The organism is Anaerococcus urinomassiliensis (genome assembly GCF_900128425.1).
In the GTDB taxonomy this organism is placed as follows: Bacteria; Bacillota; Clostridia; order Tissierellales; family Peptoniphilaceae; genus Anaerococcus; species Anaerococcus urinomassiliensis.
This window is the reverse complement of sequence record NZ_LT635782.1, coordinates 1,839,994-1,855,427: the sequence shown is the minus strand read 5'-3', so window position 1 is coordinate 1,855,427 and position 15,434 is coordinate 1,839,994. Positions and strand designations below refer to the sequence as shown.

Sequence of the window (15,434 nt, the reverse complement as noted above, 5' to 3'; positions counted from 1 at the left end):
GAAAAAATGTACGAAATTTACACCGATTATTTATTGGAAGTAAATTCTCATACCAACTTAACAAGTATCACAGATCCAAAAGAAATAGAAATTAAACACTACCAAGATTCACTTTCTGTTTTACCTTATATAAAGGAAGGTTCTAAAGTTTTGGACATAGGAGCTGGTGCAGGATTTCCTGGAATTCCCTTAGCTATAGAAAAAGATATAGATCTGACACTTATAGATAGTGTGAACAAAAAAGTTAAGTTTATGAATGAAGTTATAGAAAAACTAGATCTTGACAAAGCTGTTGCTATCCATACTAGAGCTGAAGATTTTGCGAAAGAAAACCGAGAAAGTTATGATATTGTAGTAAGCCGTGCAGTAGCAAATATGTCCACCCTATCAGAATACTGTCTACCTTTTTTGAAAATTGGTGGTATATTCATAGCTCTAAAAGGACCTAAGGCCGACGAGGAATTAGACCAAGCTAAAAACTCTATAAAAGTTTTGGGTGGAGAGGTTAAAAAAATTGACCGTTTAAATCTAGATGGCAATGACAGAGTGAATATCATAGTAGAAAAAGTTCATCCAACGAAAAAACAATATCCGAGAGGGAAAAATCTACCTAAGAAAAATCCTTTGTAAAAAACAAGGGATTTTTTTGTTTCACATGAAACATTTGGGTATATATAAGAAAAAGACGAAAGGAATACTATGAGTAAAACAAAGGAATTTTTAAAAATAGTTGGAACCCTAGTACTGCTTATATTACTTACAGCACTAGTTGGTGTTTTTATGGGATTGTCAGGCTATAATCCTTCTGATGGAGGTATTATCGCTGTTCTGCTTTCACAGATCGTATTGGGAATTTGCACGTATTTTATTATAAAGAAAATAAAGGTCAAAGATAAGGGCATACAAAGTGATTCATGGAAGATGATAATTATAGGCCTTGGCACAGCTGGATTTGGGAACATACTTTTGGCCCAATTGATAAATTTGCTTGGTGAAGATAATACTTTGGTAAAAAATTCCTATGATATGCTAACAAATGCTTTTACCAGCAACACAAATTTTGAATTGTTTATTCAAATTCTGGTTATAGTATTTGTTGCACCAATAGTTGAAGAATATCTGTTCAGGGGATATGTATTTACTGAATGCAAGAAGTTGTTTTCGTTAACTACTTCTGTTATTCTAAATGGTTTACTTTTTGGACTATTTCACATGAACCTACTCCAAGGTATTAATACATTCTTTTTGGCTATGGTTTTATCATTAGTATACTATCACAGGGCAAATATAAAGGATAATATAATAGTTCATATGAGCAACAATGCGGTGGCGATATTGCCAACTTTCTTCCCGCAAGCACTGCCTCTTATATCTGTTATCATGATTCTTTGTATATTTATTGGCCTTTATTTTTTAATAAAGATTTGTAGAAGTAATGAAAAAGGGGCTGTTGCAAATTGATAGATATCTAACGTTCCATCATTGGAGTGCACTTCCAGAAAGTTTGAGGTTTAGCCCGCCGGCTCAGGGAGGCCAAACTTTCTGGGAGGGTGCTCGAATGATATAGGAACGATTTATCTATTTTGCAACAGCCCCTTTATTCTAGAAAAATTTCTTGGCATTTTCTATATCTTCTAAAGCTTTGTTGTATTCTTCTTTTAATTCTTCAAATATTTCTACTACGCTTTGTCTTTCCTCTATAAGGCCTATAGACGTTCCGGCCATCATTGAACCGGTTTTTCTATCCCCTTCAAAAACTGCACGTTTTAAAGTACCTGTGTAAAGTTCTATGAATTCTTCTTCGCTGGCTCCACGTTTTTCATATTCCAAACTTTGCTTGGTCATATCGTTGGCAATCTGTCTTACAGGCTCTCCTGCCAAGGTTCCGGTTATATCGGTTTCGTATTCTTTGGCATCAATAATTGCTTGTTTATATCCGTCGTGAACTTCACATTCATCAGCTACTAAGAATCTAGTACCCATTTGCACACCTGCAGCTCCCATAACTTGAGCTGCAAGTACTTGAGCTCCATCAGCATAACCGCCAGCTGCGACTACTGGAAGCTTGGTAGCCTTTATAGTTGGGATAAGGGATGCCATAGATGTAGCTTTTGATAAGTGACCACCTGCTTCTAGTCCCTCAAGGATAACTCCATCTGCACCTAGGTCTTCACATTTTTTGGCCATCTTAGAATTACCAATCAAGCAATATACTGTCTTGCCAGCTTCTTTTAATATAGGAACGTATTTGGCAGGGTTACCACCTGATATGGTTACAAATTTTACATCTGAATTTTTGATAAATTCTAATTTTTCTTCCCTATCTGGCTCTATTAAAACTAAGTTTACGCCAAAGTATTTGTCATCATCTATCAATTCTTTTGCAATTTCATATTCTTTAATAAATTCATCGGTAAAAAGCCCGCCTGTACCTACAAGGCCTAGACCACCTGCATTTGAAACTGCTGCTGCCAACTTGCCGCGCGATATTCTCGCCATCCCACCTTGTATGATAGGATATTTTATATTTAATAATTCTGCTATATTCATATATTTCTCCTTTGATAAGTTTATACCCTATTATATTTTTTCATATCATATCTTTGTGGTATACTATATTAGAAATGGAGTAATTATGGATGCACAAATTTTTTCTATAGGGACAGAAATATTATTGGGAAACATAGTAGATACTAATTCAAAATTCATAGCTGAAAAATTGAGAGAATTAGGAATCAATTTATACAAGATGGAAACAATTGGTGATAATTTCAACAGACTTGTAGATGCCTTTAAAAATTGTGATGGCACGGTGGATTTTGTTATTGCAAGTGGAGGACTTGGACCAACACCAGATGATTTGACCAAGGAAGCTATTATAGAAGCACTGGGATTAGAGTCTGAAATCCACGAAGAATCATATAATGCTTTAATAGAATATTTTAATGGTAGTAAGAAAAAGGCCGATGAGAATATCAAGCAAGCAATGTTTCCAAAAGAAGCTATAGTCTTAAAAAACCCTGCTGGTACAGCTCCTGGAGGAATTTTCACTTCAAAAAAAGGTACAAAATATATAATTATGCCAGGTCCACCAAATGAAATGGAACTTATGTTTACTAATGAGCTTATGAAACATTTACCACGTGATGCTTATATGAAGTCAGTATTTGCACAGATTGCGCTCTTAGGTGAATGGGAAATGGCCCAGAAGATTGATCTTGATAGAGAAAAGCCAACCATTAGCCCATATATAACTAATGAAGGACCAGTATTAAGAATCACTGCCAAAGATAAGTGCGAAGAAGAAGTTGATAAGCAGATTAGAAAAGGTATTGAGATTGTAAAAGAGAATCTTTCAACATACCTAATAACCTGTGATGATATGACCAAAGAAGAAGTACTAATTAATTTACTTAAAGACAAAGGTGAATACATATCGACAGCAGAATCTATTACAGGTGGACTCATTGCTTCGTCAATAATTGATATACCTGGTGCAAGTGATGTTCTTAAAGAATCATATATAGTATATTCTAACCAAGCAAAAGAAAAACTATTAAATGTTTCATGTGAAACAATTAAGAAGTATGATGTAGTGAGTGAAGAAGTTTTAGTCCAAATGTTAGATGGCCTATACCAAATGAGTCAAAGCGAGCTTTGTATTGCCACTACAGGATATGCCCACAAAGGCCAAGTGTATTTAGGCATATTATATAAAGGTAAGAAGTATACAAAGCACTTACAGCTTAATGGTGATAGAAACAGAGTAAGACTTAGAACAAAAAATCATGCTATAGATATGGCAATATTAATTATGAGAGGTGTATATGAAAGTAATATCAGTATTTAATCAGAAGGGAGGAGTTGGAAAGACAACCACAGTTGTAAACCTAGCAGTAGCCCTTGCAAACTTATCAAAAAAAGTCTTGGTAGTAGATATAGATCCACAAGCAAATACAACTTCTGGTTTAGGTCTAGATAAGTACAACATAGATATTTCTTTATATGACTTATTTTACGCCAAAGAAGAAGAAGTAAATGAGGAAGATATTGACGAAATAAATGAAGAAGAAAAAGACGAAAAAAGTGAAGAAGATAATGATCAAGAAAATATCCAAGTAGTCGAAGCTGATTCTATCTATGAAGAAAGAGGCAAAGATGATTTAGCAGATATTGAGCCTGAAGAAATTATCGATATTAATGAATACATAAGTCACACGAAATCAGGAGTAGACATTATACCTTCAGAGGCAGCTCTTTCTGGTCTTGAGGTTGAATTGGTAGCACTTGATCCAATAGAGAGAACCCAACAATTAAAAGGATTGCTTGAAGGTCTAGAAGGCTATGACTATGTGCTAATCGACTGTCCTCCATCCCTAGGTCTTCTATCAATAAATGCTTTAGTTGCTAGTGATTCAATTGTTATTCCTGTACAGGCAGAATATTATGCTCTTGAAGGAATTTCTGAATTGATGAACACATATAACCTTGTAAAGAAGCAACTTAATAGTGACCTAGAAATCAAGGGCGTCTTGTTGACAATGTTTGATAAGAGAACCTACCTATCCTACGAAGTTGTAGAAGAAGTAAAATCCTATTTTAAAGACAAGGTATTTAAGATAATGATTCCAAGAAACCCAAGGCTAGCTGAAGCGCCTAGCCATGGTCTATCAACTATTGAATACGACATAGATTCACCTGGTGCTTATGCCTACCAGTGCCTAGCTAATGAGATCAATGAAAGTGAGAGTATAAATGAGTAATAGAAGAGCCCTAGGACGTGGTCTTAATTCTTTGATTCCAGAAAATAGCAATAAAGAATTAAAACCAGTATTTAATTATAATAAGAAAAATGATGAAAATGTTAACAAGACCTACGACTCAAAAGTTGAATCTATCAGAAAAATATCTCTTGATAAGATTAAGGCTCGTGAAGGTCAGCCTAGAAAAACATTTGATGATGATTCCCTAAATGAATTGGCAGATTCTATAAAAGAATACGGACTACTAAATCCTATTGTAGTTACTAAAAAGGACGACCACTACGAAATCTTAGCTGGTGAACGTAGGTATAGGGCAAGTAAGCTAGCAGGCTTAGATAAGATAGATGCCATAATCAAAGAATTTGAACAAAAAGATGTCGATGTCCTATCTTTGATAGAAAATATTCAAAGGGAAGACCTTAAAGCACTTGAAGAAGCACAAGCTTACCAGAAATTATCGCGTGACCACAAGATGACCCAAGAACAGATTGCAAAAACCGTAGGTAAGTCTAGATCTTATATAGCAAATACTCTAAGGCTATTAAATCTATATGATATAGAAAAAAGAGCGCTTAATGATGGGAAAATATCACCTAGCCAGGCTAGAACTCTTCTATCAATAGCTGATCCGAATGAAAGAAGCTTAAGTCTAAATGATTTTATCAATGGCAGCACAAATATAAGGAAAGTTGAAAGAAAGATTTCTACAAAGACTGAGAAAAAAGAATCTACTCCAAATATAGATGACATATTGTTTGAAGATTTAGAGGAAAAATTCATGGACAAACTTGGTTCCAAGGTCAATGTAAAGAAGTCAGGTAAGGCTTATAAAGTTACTATAGATTGTTATTCTATTGAGGATGTAGAAAAGATCTATGACAAACTCACTAACTGATATGGATATTCCGACTCTCCTAAAACAAACGAGAGCCAAAGGAGCTAATCCGGGTGGAGGAGCAATTTTAATATTGATTTCAAATCTTGCTATCAATTTGATACTAATGATGGATAAAAATGATTGGGGCGATAAGCAAAAACTTGCTGATGTTTCACGTGAAACAATCTTAAAGATTTCTGATGGACTATCTATCTCAATGCAAGATGATGTGGATAATTTCGACTTACTTATGAAGGCTTACAAGAATGGATCGATTAATGATCAGCATTATATAGATGCATCTAAGCCTTTGTTAGATATGATTGATATTAATTTAGAAGCTATGGAAGTCTTAGGATTTTATTTAAGATATGGCAAGAAAACTACCCTAACTGATGGACAAATTGCAAACGACTTGCTAAAAACAGCAAGCCTAGCTGCTCTACCAACAATTAAGCTAAATCTTGGCCAGTTCAGAGATGAGGAATTTATTAAAGAAAAAATCGAAAAACTTTATCAAAAGAATAAGTTATTAATTGAAAGAAGGAATAAATGACACTAGTATATGTTATTTTAGGAATCTTAGCTCTTCTAGTAATTGCAGAATTTGCTATGATTCAGTCTATGAACAATAAACTTAGACGCCAAAAACAAAGATATGACCACCTACTTAGGGGTACAAATGAAGATGTAAATTTGGAAGAATTACTCTTGACCTTAAATGATCAGATAGAGTCATCAAACAAACAATTGAGGTCTGTTGATCAAAGATCTATTGAAGCCAAAGATACAACTATGGGTTCTATTTCTAATATGTCTGTTGTACATTACAATGCCTTTGAAGGTCAGACATCGGAGCTTTCTTTTTCCCTATGTTTGTTAGATAATTTTCATAATGGAGTAATCCTTACAAATCTTTATGGCAATGATGGTTCTAATATATATCTAAAAGAAATTACCAATGGACAGACCAAAATTGACCTATCTAAGCAAGAAGATGAAGCTTTAAAAAGAGCAAAAGGAATGTGAAAAGATTAACTAATATTTGTTTTATCTTTTATTTATAAATGAAGGCTTGTTAATTATTAGCAATTGGGTATAAAATATAATAAGACTATTATTAATAGGAGGAATTATGTCAAACTCATCAATATTAGAAATGGCCACTAAGGCTATTGATGGTAAAAATCTAAAAATCGTTTTTCCAGAAGGTAAAGATAAAAGAATCCTGGAAGCAGCTATCAAACACAGGGAAGATGGATTAATTCATCCAATAATCCTAGGTGATAAGGGAGAAATCCAAAAAGTTGCTAATGAAAATGGCCTACACCTTGGCGATCTTGAAATTATAGATCCACATTATGACGAAAACTTTGACCTATTAGTTGAAAAATTTGTAGAAGCTAGAAAAGGCAAGGCTACAAAAATGGACGCTGAATATATGCTTAAAAAAGATAACAACTATTATGGTGTTATGATGGTAAAAGCAGGCCTATCTGATGGTATGGTTTCAGGTGCTGTTGGTACTACAGGAGATACAATTAGACCAGCCCTACAACTTATCAAAACCAAACCAGGTGTATCAAGAGTATCTGGAATTATGGTTATGATAGGACCTAATGGAGAACAATTAATATTTGCCGATACAGCAGTAAATATTACCCTTGAATCTCAAGAAATGGCAGAAGTTGCAGTTGAATCTGCTGAAACAGCAAGAGGATTTGGTATTGATCCAAGAGTTGCTCTTCTATCATTCTCTACTAAAGGTTCAGCAAGACACGACTTAGTTGACAAAGTAGTTAAAGCAACAAAAAAAGCTAAAGAACTTGCTCCAGACCTTCCACTTGATGGAGAACTACAATTTGACGCTGCAATCGACCCAGCTACTGCAAAGAATAAGGCACCAAAATCAGATGTTGCTGGTACTGCAAATGTATTTATCTTCCCAGACCTACAAGCAGGTAACATTGGTTATAAAATTGCTCAAAGACTTGGTGGATATAAAGCTCTAGGTCCAATCCTACAAGGATTAAATGCACCAGTAAACGACCTTTCACGTGGATGTTCCACTCAAGATGTTTACGAAATTGCAGTAATCACAGCAAGCCAAGCAGTAAATAACAAAATTTCTTAGACAGACGATACTATAAAGTGGGCTGCTGCAAAATAGATAAATCGTTCCTAAATCATTCGAGCACCCTCCCAGAAAGGTCTCTGTCAGCCGACGGGCTAAATGCCCCCTTGAGCTGGCGGGCTATACTTCAAACTTTCAGGGAGTGCACTCCAATGATGGAACGATAAATATCTATCAATTTGCAGTAGTCCATTTTTTTTAAAAACATAAGGATTAATATATATTTTTTGAGAACATAAAGGATAATACCAAGGCAGTTTTGCCCATAGTTATTTTGGTATACATATTAAATTTTTTTGTTGGTGTTTCAAAAGCTTTACTAATCAAATTTACCCTAGGATCTCTAGGAGTAATCCTAGGTCTTTCTATTTTCCTATCAGGAGTTGATCTATCTATATCAAAGATTGGGACCATGATGGGGGATTTCCTAGGAAGATTTGATAAAATTATAAAAGTTATAATATTTGGAATCTTTATTGGTTTTATAATTTCGATTGCAGAGCCTGATTTGTTAATACTTGCCAATCAAGTAAGCCAGGCCATTGGAATAACACCTTTCCTAATAGTTATTATAATTTCACTGGGAGTAGGGCTTATGATATCGATAGGCCTATATAGGATTTTTAAGGAAATTTCTATTTCTTTGCTTATGTGGATAGTATACACAAGTATATTTATTTTAATGATTTTTACCAGTGATACAGGACACGCCATAGCCTACGATGCTTCTGGAGCAACCCTAGTCCACGGCCGAGGAGCAGGTAGAGAGCAAAAGTCTATACTGCTAAATATGAACATAGAACCAGAAAAAGATATTGTAATAATGCTAGTTAAAAAAGACCTAATGAATCCAATAAAAAACGCCATATATGAAGAAATGAATTTAAAAGATGAGAATAAGGGTATAATATATTCACTACCAGTAATGGAAGTCAGGGGACTGATAGAACAAGGAAGCTAGACTAAAATGTCCCTACTAGGCTAATAGTTTTCTCATCTAATATACCTAAATGACCTATTTAGATGAGAAATTTAGCTAGCATAGTAGATAGCTTGCTATAGTAAAAAGATCAAACAAGCAACTATGGTTGATTGCCCCTAACTCATAGAGAAATATAAGGAGAAGAAAATGCGTGAATTAGACTCAATGGAATTTGTTAATTTAGTAGAAAATGGATCAGGACTTGCTTTAGTTGATTTTAATGCGACATGGTGTGGACCATGCAAGATGCAAGCACCAATTCTTGAAGAACTTTCTGAAGAAGCATCATATGAAATCTATGGTGTAGATGTAGATAATTCATCCGATATAGCATCAAAATACAATGTTAATGCAGTACCATCACTAATGATTTTCAAAGATGGAGTCCTAAAAGAAACTCTAGTAGGCTTCCAAGCCAAAGATGTCCTAGAAAAGGCCATGGGAAAATACTTATAATGAGATACGACTTAGCAATTATAGGCGCAGGTCCAGCTGGACTTAGCGCCTTATTGAATGCCAAAATCAGAAATAAATCGGTAATAATCTTTGGCACAGATTCGCCTAGCCTAGAAAATAGTGAATCAATCAAAAACTATCTGGGTTTTGGAGATGTTTCTGGTAAACAATTAAATGATGCCTTCAAAAAATCCCTAGAAGGCTATGAATACGACAAATCAGATCAGAAAGTTCAGCAGGTATATGCCATGGGTGATTATTTTGGCCTAATGCTAAAAAATAACGATATGGTAGAGGCCACGTCAGTAATAGTTGCAACAGGTATAGAGCTAAAGAAAGATTTGATTAACGAAGATAAGTTTTTTGCCAAGGGAGTTTCTTATTGTGCAACCTGTGATGCAGCCTTATATAAGGGTAAGAAAGTTCTATTAATTGGTTACAATGAAGAAAGTGTCGAGGAAGCAAACTTCACATCAGAGATTGTAGATGAGCTTATTTTTGTAAATATGTACAAGGATGATATCAAGCTAAATGATTCTATAAAAGTCATAAGTGGAGATCTTCCAGTAGAATTTATTGGAGAAGATAGGGCAAGTATTTTGAAATTTAAGTCAGGGGCAGAGATCAGCGCTGATGGATTTTTCATTATAAGAGATTCATCAAAACCATCTCGTCTAGTTCCATCTATAGAAACAGATGATGAACACATAATAGTCCATGACAATTGTAGGACAAATATCCGTGGCTTATATGCAGCAGGTGATGTTGCTGGCAGACCTTATCAAATAAATAAGTCAGTTGGCCAAGGTCAGGTTGCAGCCCTTGATGCAGCAAAGTATATTAGTTTACTTAAAAAGGATAGCTTTGATAAATCTACCTGGTAAAGTATAAAAAACTTTTTTAAAAAGAAGTCGTTTTATAAATAATATTTTTTATTTGAAAATAATAAAAATTTATGTAAAATATAGCTAGATGAATATTTTTATCTAGGAGGAAGTATGGCTACAGAACATATTGATTTTTTTGAATTTAACAATTCTATTTTCTCGATGATAAGAGAAATATCTCACAAAATAGATATATTATTACAAGACACTGCAACAGAGCTAGGAATAACAACCCTACAACTAAAGATGCTCATAACCCTATATTCTACAGGCAATGAAGTATCTATAGGAAATTTGGGCAAGGCCATTGGAGTGACTGGTGGAAATATATCAAATATATGCAAAAAACTAGAAAAACAAGGGTTCGTTGAAAGAATAAGATCTGTCGACGATGAAAGAGTTGTAAATGTTATTTTGACTGACAATGGAAAGTTAGCAGCAGAAAAAGTTGGTGTATACTTTGATCAAATCAGAACAGACATACCAAAAGATAATATAAATGTTAATTTGCAAACTATTGTTGATGAACTAGAAGCTCTGGATGAACTACTTGATAACTATATCTCAAGGAGCGGATTATAGATGAACGATAAGAAAAACAAATCCAATAAACCCTTTTTATATTATTGGATAGTAGCGGTAGTATTATTTGTTATAATACGTTATGCCCTAAACCCAATTGCCGCAAAAGATGGCGCCAAGGAAGTATCCTACAGCCAATTTGTGTCAATGATTGAAAAAGACCAAGTAACAGAAGTATATAAGGATGACACTAAATACACCTTCAAAGCCAAAGTTGATGGTGAAGAAAAAACTTATGAAACTGGTCTATGGGCAGACACTGATCTAACAGATAGGCTACTTGACGCCAAAAAAAGAAACGATAAATTGACCTTTGGAAAAAAAATAGAAACATCCATGAACCCATGGCTAACCCTATTTATAACCTCAATATTGCCACTATTCTTAATCTGGGGAATATTCTGGTTTGCATCAAGGTCACTTACAAAGACAATGGGTGGCCGAGGTGGAGCCGACTTTATGAACTTTGGTAAATCAAATGCCAAGGTTTATGTAGAAAATAAGACAGGCAAGACCTTTAAGGATGTAGCAGGCCAAGAAGAAGCCAAGGATTCTCTATTTGAAATAGTTGACTTTCTTCACAACCCTGGCAAGTACAAAGAGATTGGTGCCAAGGTTCCAAAGGGAGTGCTACTAGTAGGACCTCCAGGAACAGGTAAAACTTTATTAGCAAAAGCTGTAGCTGGTGAAGCAAATGTACCATTTTTTATAATCTCTGGATCAGAATTCGTAGAGATGTTTGTAGGACTTGGTGCAAGCAAGGTTCGTGACCTATTCAAGCAAGCCAAGGAAAAGGCACCATGTATAGTATTTATAGATGAGATAGATGCAATAGGTAAAAAACGTGACGTATCTGGATATTCAGGCAACGACGAGCGTGAGCAAACATTGAACCAATTGCTAAACGAAATGGATGGTTTTGATGCCACAGAAGGAGTAGTACTTCTTGCAGCGACAAACAGACCAGAAATCTTAGACCCTGCCCTAACACGTCCAGGACGTTTTGACAGACAAGTTCAAGTAGAACTTCCTGACAAAAAGGGCCGTGAAGACATATTAAAAGTACATGCCAAAGTTGTCAAACGTGAAGATGATATAGACTATGAAGAGATAGCAGCAAGAACAGCTGGTACAAGTGGTGCTGACCTTGCAAATATAGTAAACGAAGGTGCCCTACGTGCAGTTCGTGAAGGCCGCAAGAAGCTAACCCAAGAGGACTTAGAAGAATCAATAGAAGTAGTAATAGCAGGCCAACAAAAGAAAAACGCTGTTATATCTGATGATCAAAAGAAAATTATTGCCTACCATGAAGTAGGACACGCCCTAGTAGCGGCAATTCAAACTCACAAGACACCTGTCACAAAAATAACAATAGTTCCTAGAACAGGTGGAGCTTTGGGCTACACTATGACAGTAGACAAAGACGAAAAATACATCATGACCAAAGAAGAAATGTTTGATGAAATTTGTACCTTAGCAGGTGGACGTTCTGCAGAAGAGCTTATATTTAATACCAAGACTACTGGTGCAAGCAATGATATAGAACGTGCAACAGCAATGGCAAGATCTATGGTAACTATCTATGGTATGGACGAAGACTTCGACTTTATGCAATTAGAGCAAATCCAAGGTAAGTACCTAGGAGGAGAGCGTGGACTTATAGTATCAAGTGGAACAGGAAATAAAATTGACGAAAAAGTTCAAAAAATAATTTCCGCTGCCCACATGAGAGCCATAGAGATTTTAAAAGAAAACATGGATAAACTTCACGAAATCTCTGCCTACCTACTAAAGGAAGAGACCATAACTGGTGAGCAATTCATGGAAATCTTAAATGGTAAAAAAGACAAAGAAATCAAAGAAGCTGAAGTAGCAGAAAATACTGATGTAGATACTAAAAATTTAGATGATAGTAACCAAGAAGTCATAGACCTACCACCATTAAATGATAATGATGATAGGCCAGAAGAGACTGATATTTAAGATTAATTAGATGTTTTAATATTTTATCTTAGAACATCTTTTTTTGTCAAAATTATAGGCCGATAATTAAGCAATAAAATTTATAAAAAGTTTGTACTATTATTAAATATAAAAGTTGTGATATAATTATAGGAGATTAATAAAGAAAAGAGGTAATAATGACAAGTAAAGAACTAACAAGAATCGCTCTTAGCACGGCACTGATAGCCATAGGAGCATTTATAACCATTCCCCTAGGGCCAGTACCCTTCACCCTACAAACTCTGTTTGTAATATTGGCAGGACTTTTCCTAAAACCTTCTCATGCGGGTCTATCGGCATTTTTATATATGCTAATTGGACTTATTGGAGTCCCGATATTTGCAGGTTTTTCAGGAGGACTCCAATCCATAGCAAGCCCAACTTTTGGTTTTATCATAAGCTTTATACCAATGGCTTATATCATTTCTAAGTTTGGCCACGGATCTATGGATAATAAGAAAATAATCTTAGGTATCCTAATAGGAGTTATTGTAAGCTATATACTAGGTCTAATCTACCTAAAGGTGGGTCTAACCAGGGTCCAGGGAGTAGAAGTTCCTATGAGTAAGGTCCTAAGCCTGGGTCTAATTCCTTTTATAATACCTGATACTATTAAAATTATATTAGCTATAATAATATATAAGAGAACTTATAAGTATATATCAAAATAAGGGGGTGATATTATGAGTCAAATTTTTGATAACAATATGATCTATCTACTAAGATCAAACGAAATAAACAAAGCCTTAGACCTAGTTATAGGCAAGGATGACCTTGACCAGCTTAACAACAAAAAGATACTAACAGCCAAACTAATGATGCTTTTAGGTCAAAAAGACAGGTTTGACCAATATATAAAAAAAGAAAAAATATCCTCTTATTTTTCTAAGAGTCCAACAACCTATATGTACCATTATATGTACTACACACTTATAGAGGATGATCAGGAAAAAAGAGCAGACTTTCTAGATAAATTTGACCAATCTATAGACCTTTTGTCTAAAGATAAGCAAGAGATAGAAAATCTATTAAAAGATTTAACTGACAAAAAGGCCTCATGGCTAGGAAAGGAAGTCCACCTAGAAAGTGTGGATTCCACCAATACATATATCAAGGATAAGCTTAATAAGGGAGAGGATATCAGTATAGTTACAGCAGATGAGCAAGTTAGGGGCAAGGGTCAAAAGGACCGTGCATTTGTATCTCCCAAAGGAGGCCTATATATAAGTCTAAATATAAGTGTACCAGACTCTGATCTAATCCTTGTAACATCTCAAACAGGAGTTCTTCTAGCAAAAGCCCTAAAGAAAATGTCTAATAAAGATATAAAAATAAAGTGGCTTAATGACCTATACATAGGAAATAAAAAACTTGCTGGTATCCTTTGCGAATCAGCAGTAGACCATAAGGGTCATGCCCAATATACCATAGTAGGTATAGGCATCAATCTTATAGAGTTAAGCCCTATACCAGAAGACTTAAGACCTATAATGACAACATTATTTGGTAAAGACTCTAAGTTAACTTTAAGTGATACCATAGAAAATGTTAAATACTATCTAATACCAGCAATCCTATCCATGCAAGAAGGCATATGCCAAAGTAAGCTTTTAGAAAATTATAATGAACTTATGGCCAAAAAGGGTGATGAAGTTATAGTCTATAGCAAGGATGAAGAAATAGCAGGTACCCTTATAGGTATGGATGATAAGCTAGACCTTATCCTAGAAGTGGGAAATGAAGAAAAGACCTTCTCTTATGATAAGTACAGGCTTAAATTTATAGGATAAAAATTTTTAAGTATATATCCCAGGCCCTATTTTTATTTTTATGTGCTTTGGGGTATTATTTTTATGTGAGAAAAGACATACTGGAGGGAAAATTGAAAATAGCACTAGGCCAAGTTGCCCCAGTCAAGGGGGAAGTTGAGAACAATTATAAACTAATAGAAGAAACCATAAGAGAAAGCAAAAACCAAGGAGCAGACGTAGTAGTTTTGCCAGAAACTTGGAATACTTTCTATTATCCAAAAAATATAGATGAACTAGCAGATGTGGATGGCACTAGGTCCAAAGAGTTTTTATCAAAGCTTGCAAAAGAACTTGATATAAATATAATAGGTGGATCAGTAGCTGTCAAAGAAGATGGCAAAATCTACAATAGAAACTATAATTTTGATAGGCAGGGGAATTTATTAAGCGAATATGACAAAATTCACCTATATTCCCCAGCTGGAGAAGATAAACTTTTTCAAGGGGGCAATAAGTATGTAACCTTTCAAATAGATGGGGTAAAATGTGGAGTAGTCCTATGCTACGATGTAAGATTTGTAGAATGGGTTAGGAAATTTGCCCTAGATGGGATAGAAATCCTCTTTAATTGTGCATCATGGGCAACATCTAAGCTACCCCATTGGGAGGCCTTAAATAGGGCTAGAGCCATAGAAAATCAAATCTTTGTAGTTGGGGTCAACTCAACTAGGTACAAGGATGATTCTGGTGGACACTCTATGATTGTAGATCCTCTTGGGGAATATATAGTAGCTCCATATGAAAAGACAGGTATTGTAACAGCAGAAATAGACCTAAAAAAAGTCAAAGAGATAAGAGAAGAGATGAGCTTTTTTGCTGATAGAAGGTCAGACTTATATTAGAAAAAAAGAAAAATCAAAACTTTCTAGCAAAATTATGAAAATGCTAGAAAGTTTTTTTATTGGCTATTTTTAGCCACTGATGACGACTTGTGAAGT

17 protein-coding genes are annotated in these 15,434 nt (G+C 34.9%); 16 read left to right on the top strand and 1 reads right to left on the bottom strand.

What is annotated here, in order from left to right; all coding sequences use genetic code 11:
* The first annotated feature begins 6 nt into the window (after positions 1–6).
* Together rsmG and BQ7474_RS09750 are read left to right on the top strand one after the other, a co-directional pair.
* On the top strand, positions 7–630 hold the full coding sequence (rsmG, locus tag BQ7474_RS09755) for a 16S rRNA (guanine(527)-N(7))-methyltransferase RsmG (RefSeq protein ID WP_143180015.1): 624 nt from the start codon (positions 7–9) through the stop codon (positions 628–630).
* Positions 631–699: 69 nt separating this feature from the next.
* Complete coding sequence (locus tag BQ7474_RS09750; RefSeq protein ID WP_073998666.1) at positions 700–1,461, top strand: CPBP family intramembrane glutamic endopeptidase; 762 nt, start codon at positions 700–702, stop codon at positions 1,459–1,461.
* Between the two features lie 141 nt (positions 1,462–1,602).
* Here the strand turns inward: BQ7474_RS09750 and BQ7474_RS09745 are convergent, their stop codons facing one another.
* Positions 1,603–2,550, bottom strand: coding sequence for an NAD(P)H-dependent flavin oxidoreductase (locus tag BQ7474_RS09745; RefSeq protein ID WP_073998665.1), 948 nt, complete (start codon positions 2,548–2,550; stop codon positions 1,603–1,605).
* Between the two features lie 85 nt (positions 2,551–2,635).
* Here BQ7474_RS09745 and BQ7474_RS09740 point away from each other — a divergent pair, with 85 nt between their 5' ends.
* The 14 genes from BQ7474_RS09740 to BQ7474_RS09675 all read left to right on the top strand — a co-directional run bounded on the left by BQ7474_RS09740 (position 2,636) and on the right by BQ7474_RS09675 (position 15,338).
* On the top strand, positions 2,636–3,850 hold the full coding sequence (locus tag BQ7474_RS09740) for a nicotinamide-nucleotide amidohydrolase family protein (RefSeq protein ID WP_073998664.1): 1,215 nt from the start codon (positions 2,636–2,638) through the stop codon (positions 3,848–3,850).
* Complete coding sequence (locus BQ7474_RS09735; RefSeq protein WP_073998663.1) at positions 3,828–4,763, top strand: ParA family protein; 936 nt, start codon at positions 3,828–3,830, stop codon at positions 4,761–4,763. The genes BQ7474_RS09740 and BQ7474_RS09735 overlap by 23 nt, the downstream gene beginning before the upstream one ends.
* Positions 4,756–5,658, top strand: coding sequence for a ParB/RepB/Spo0J family partition protein (locus BQ7474_RS09730; RefSeq protein WP_073998662.1), 903 nt, complete (start codon positions 4,756–4,758; stop codon positions 5,656–5,658). Before BQ7474_RS09735 ends, BQ7474_RS09730 begins: the two co-directional genes overlap by 8 nt.
* Positions 5,639–6,196: a cyclodeaminase/cyclohydrolase family protein gene (locus BQ7474_RS09725; protein ID WP_073998661.1), complete on the top strand. Its 558-nt coding sequence runs from the start codon at positions 5,639–5,641 to the stop codon at positions 6,194–6,196. The genes BQ7474_RS09730 and BQ7474_RS09725 overlap by 20 nt, the downstream gene beginning before the upstream one ends.
* Positions 6,193–6,669 (top strand): DUF4446 family protein, encoded by a 477-nt coding sequence (locus tag BQ7474_RS09720; protein WP_073998660.1) that lies wholly within the window; start codon positions 6,193–6,195, stop codon positions 6,667–6,669. Before BQ7474_RS09725 ends, BQ7474_RS09720 begins: the two co-directional genes overlap by 4 nt.
* Before the next feature lie 106 nt (positions 6,670–6,775).
* Positions 6,776–7,774: a phosphate acetyltransferase gene (gene pta / locus BQ7474_RS09715; RefSeq protein WP_073998659.1), complete on the top strand. Its 999-nt coding sequence runs from the start codon at positions 6,776–6,778 to the stop codon at positions 7,772–7,774.
* 259 nt (positions 7,775–8,033) lie between these two features.
* On the top strand, positions 8,034–8,735 hold the full coding sequence (locus BQ7474_RS10470; protein WP_235821513.1) for a DUF1538 family protein: 702 nt from the start codon (positions 8,034–8,036) through the stop codon (positions 8,733–8,735).
* Positions 8,736–8,903: 168 nt separating this feature from the next.
* Positions 8,904–9,212, top strand: a complete 309-nt coding sequence (trxA, locus tag BQ7474_RS09705; protein WP_073998658.1) for a thioredoxin — start codon at positions 8,904–8,906, stop codon at positions 9,210–9,212.
* Complete coding sequence (locus tag BQ7474_RS09700; RefSeq protein WP_073998657.1) at positions 9,212–10,096, top strand: NAD(P)/FAD-dependent oxidoreductase; 885 nt, start codon at positions 9,212–9,214, stop codon at positions 10,094–10,096. The genes trxA and BQ7474_RS09700 overlap by 1 nt, the downstream gene beginning before the upstream one ends.
* Positions 10,097–10,210: 114 nt before the next feature.
* Positions 10,211–10,681, top strand: a complete 471-nt coding sequence (locus tag BQ7474_RS09695) for a MarR family winged helix-turn-helix transcriptional regulator (RefSeq protein ID WP_073998656.1) — start codon at positions 10,211–10,213, stop codon at positions 10,679–10,681.
* Positions 10,682–12,664 carry an ATP-dependent zinc metalloprotease FtsH gene (gene ftsH, locus BQ7474_RS09690; RefSeq protein WP_073998655.1) on the top strand — a complete coding sequence of 661 codons (1,983 nt, stop codon included), beginning with the start codon at positions 10,682–10,684 and terminating at the stop codon, positions 12,662–12,664.
* Between the two features lie 158 nt (positions 12,665–12,822).
* On the top strand, positions 12,823–13,356 hold the full coding sequence (locus tag BQ7474_RS09685; protein ID WP_073998654.1) for a biotin transporter BioY: 534 nt from the start codon (positions 12,823–12,825) through the stop codon (positions 13,354–13,356).
* A gap of 12 nt (positions 13,357–13,368) precedes the next feature.
* On the top strand, positions 13,369–14,475 hold the full coding sequence (locus BQ7474_RS09680) for a biotin--[acetyl-CoA-carboxylase] ligase (protein ID WP_073998653.1): 1,107 nt from the start codon (positions 13,369–13,371) through the stop codon (positions 14,473–14,475).
* Positions 14,476–14,567: 92 nt separating this feature from the next.
* Positions 14,568–15,338: a carbon-nitrogen family hydrolase gene (locus BQ7474_RS09675; protein ID WP_073998652.1), complete on the top strand. Its 771-nt coding sequence runs from the start codon at positions 14,568–14,570 to the stop codon at positions 15,336–15,338.
* Positions 15,339–15,434 lie beyond the last annotated feature (96 nt).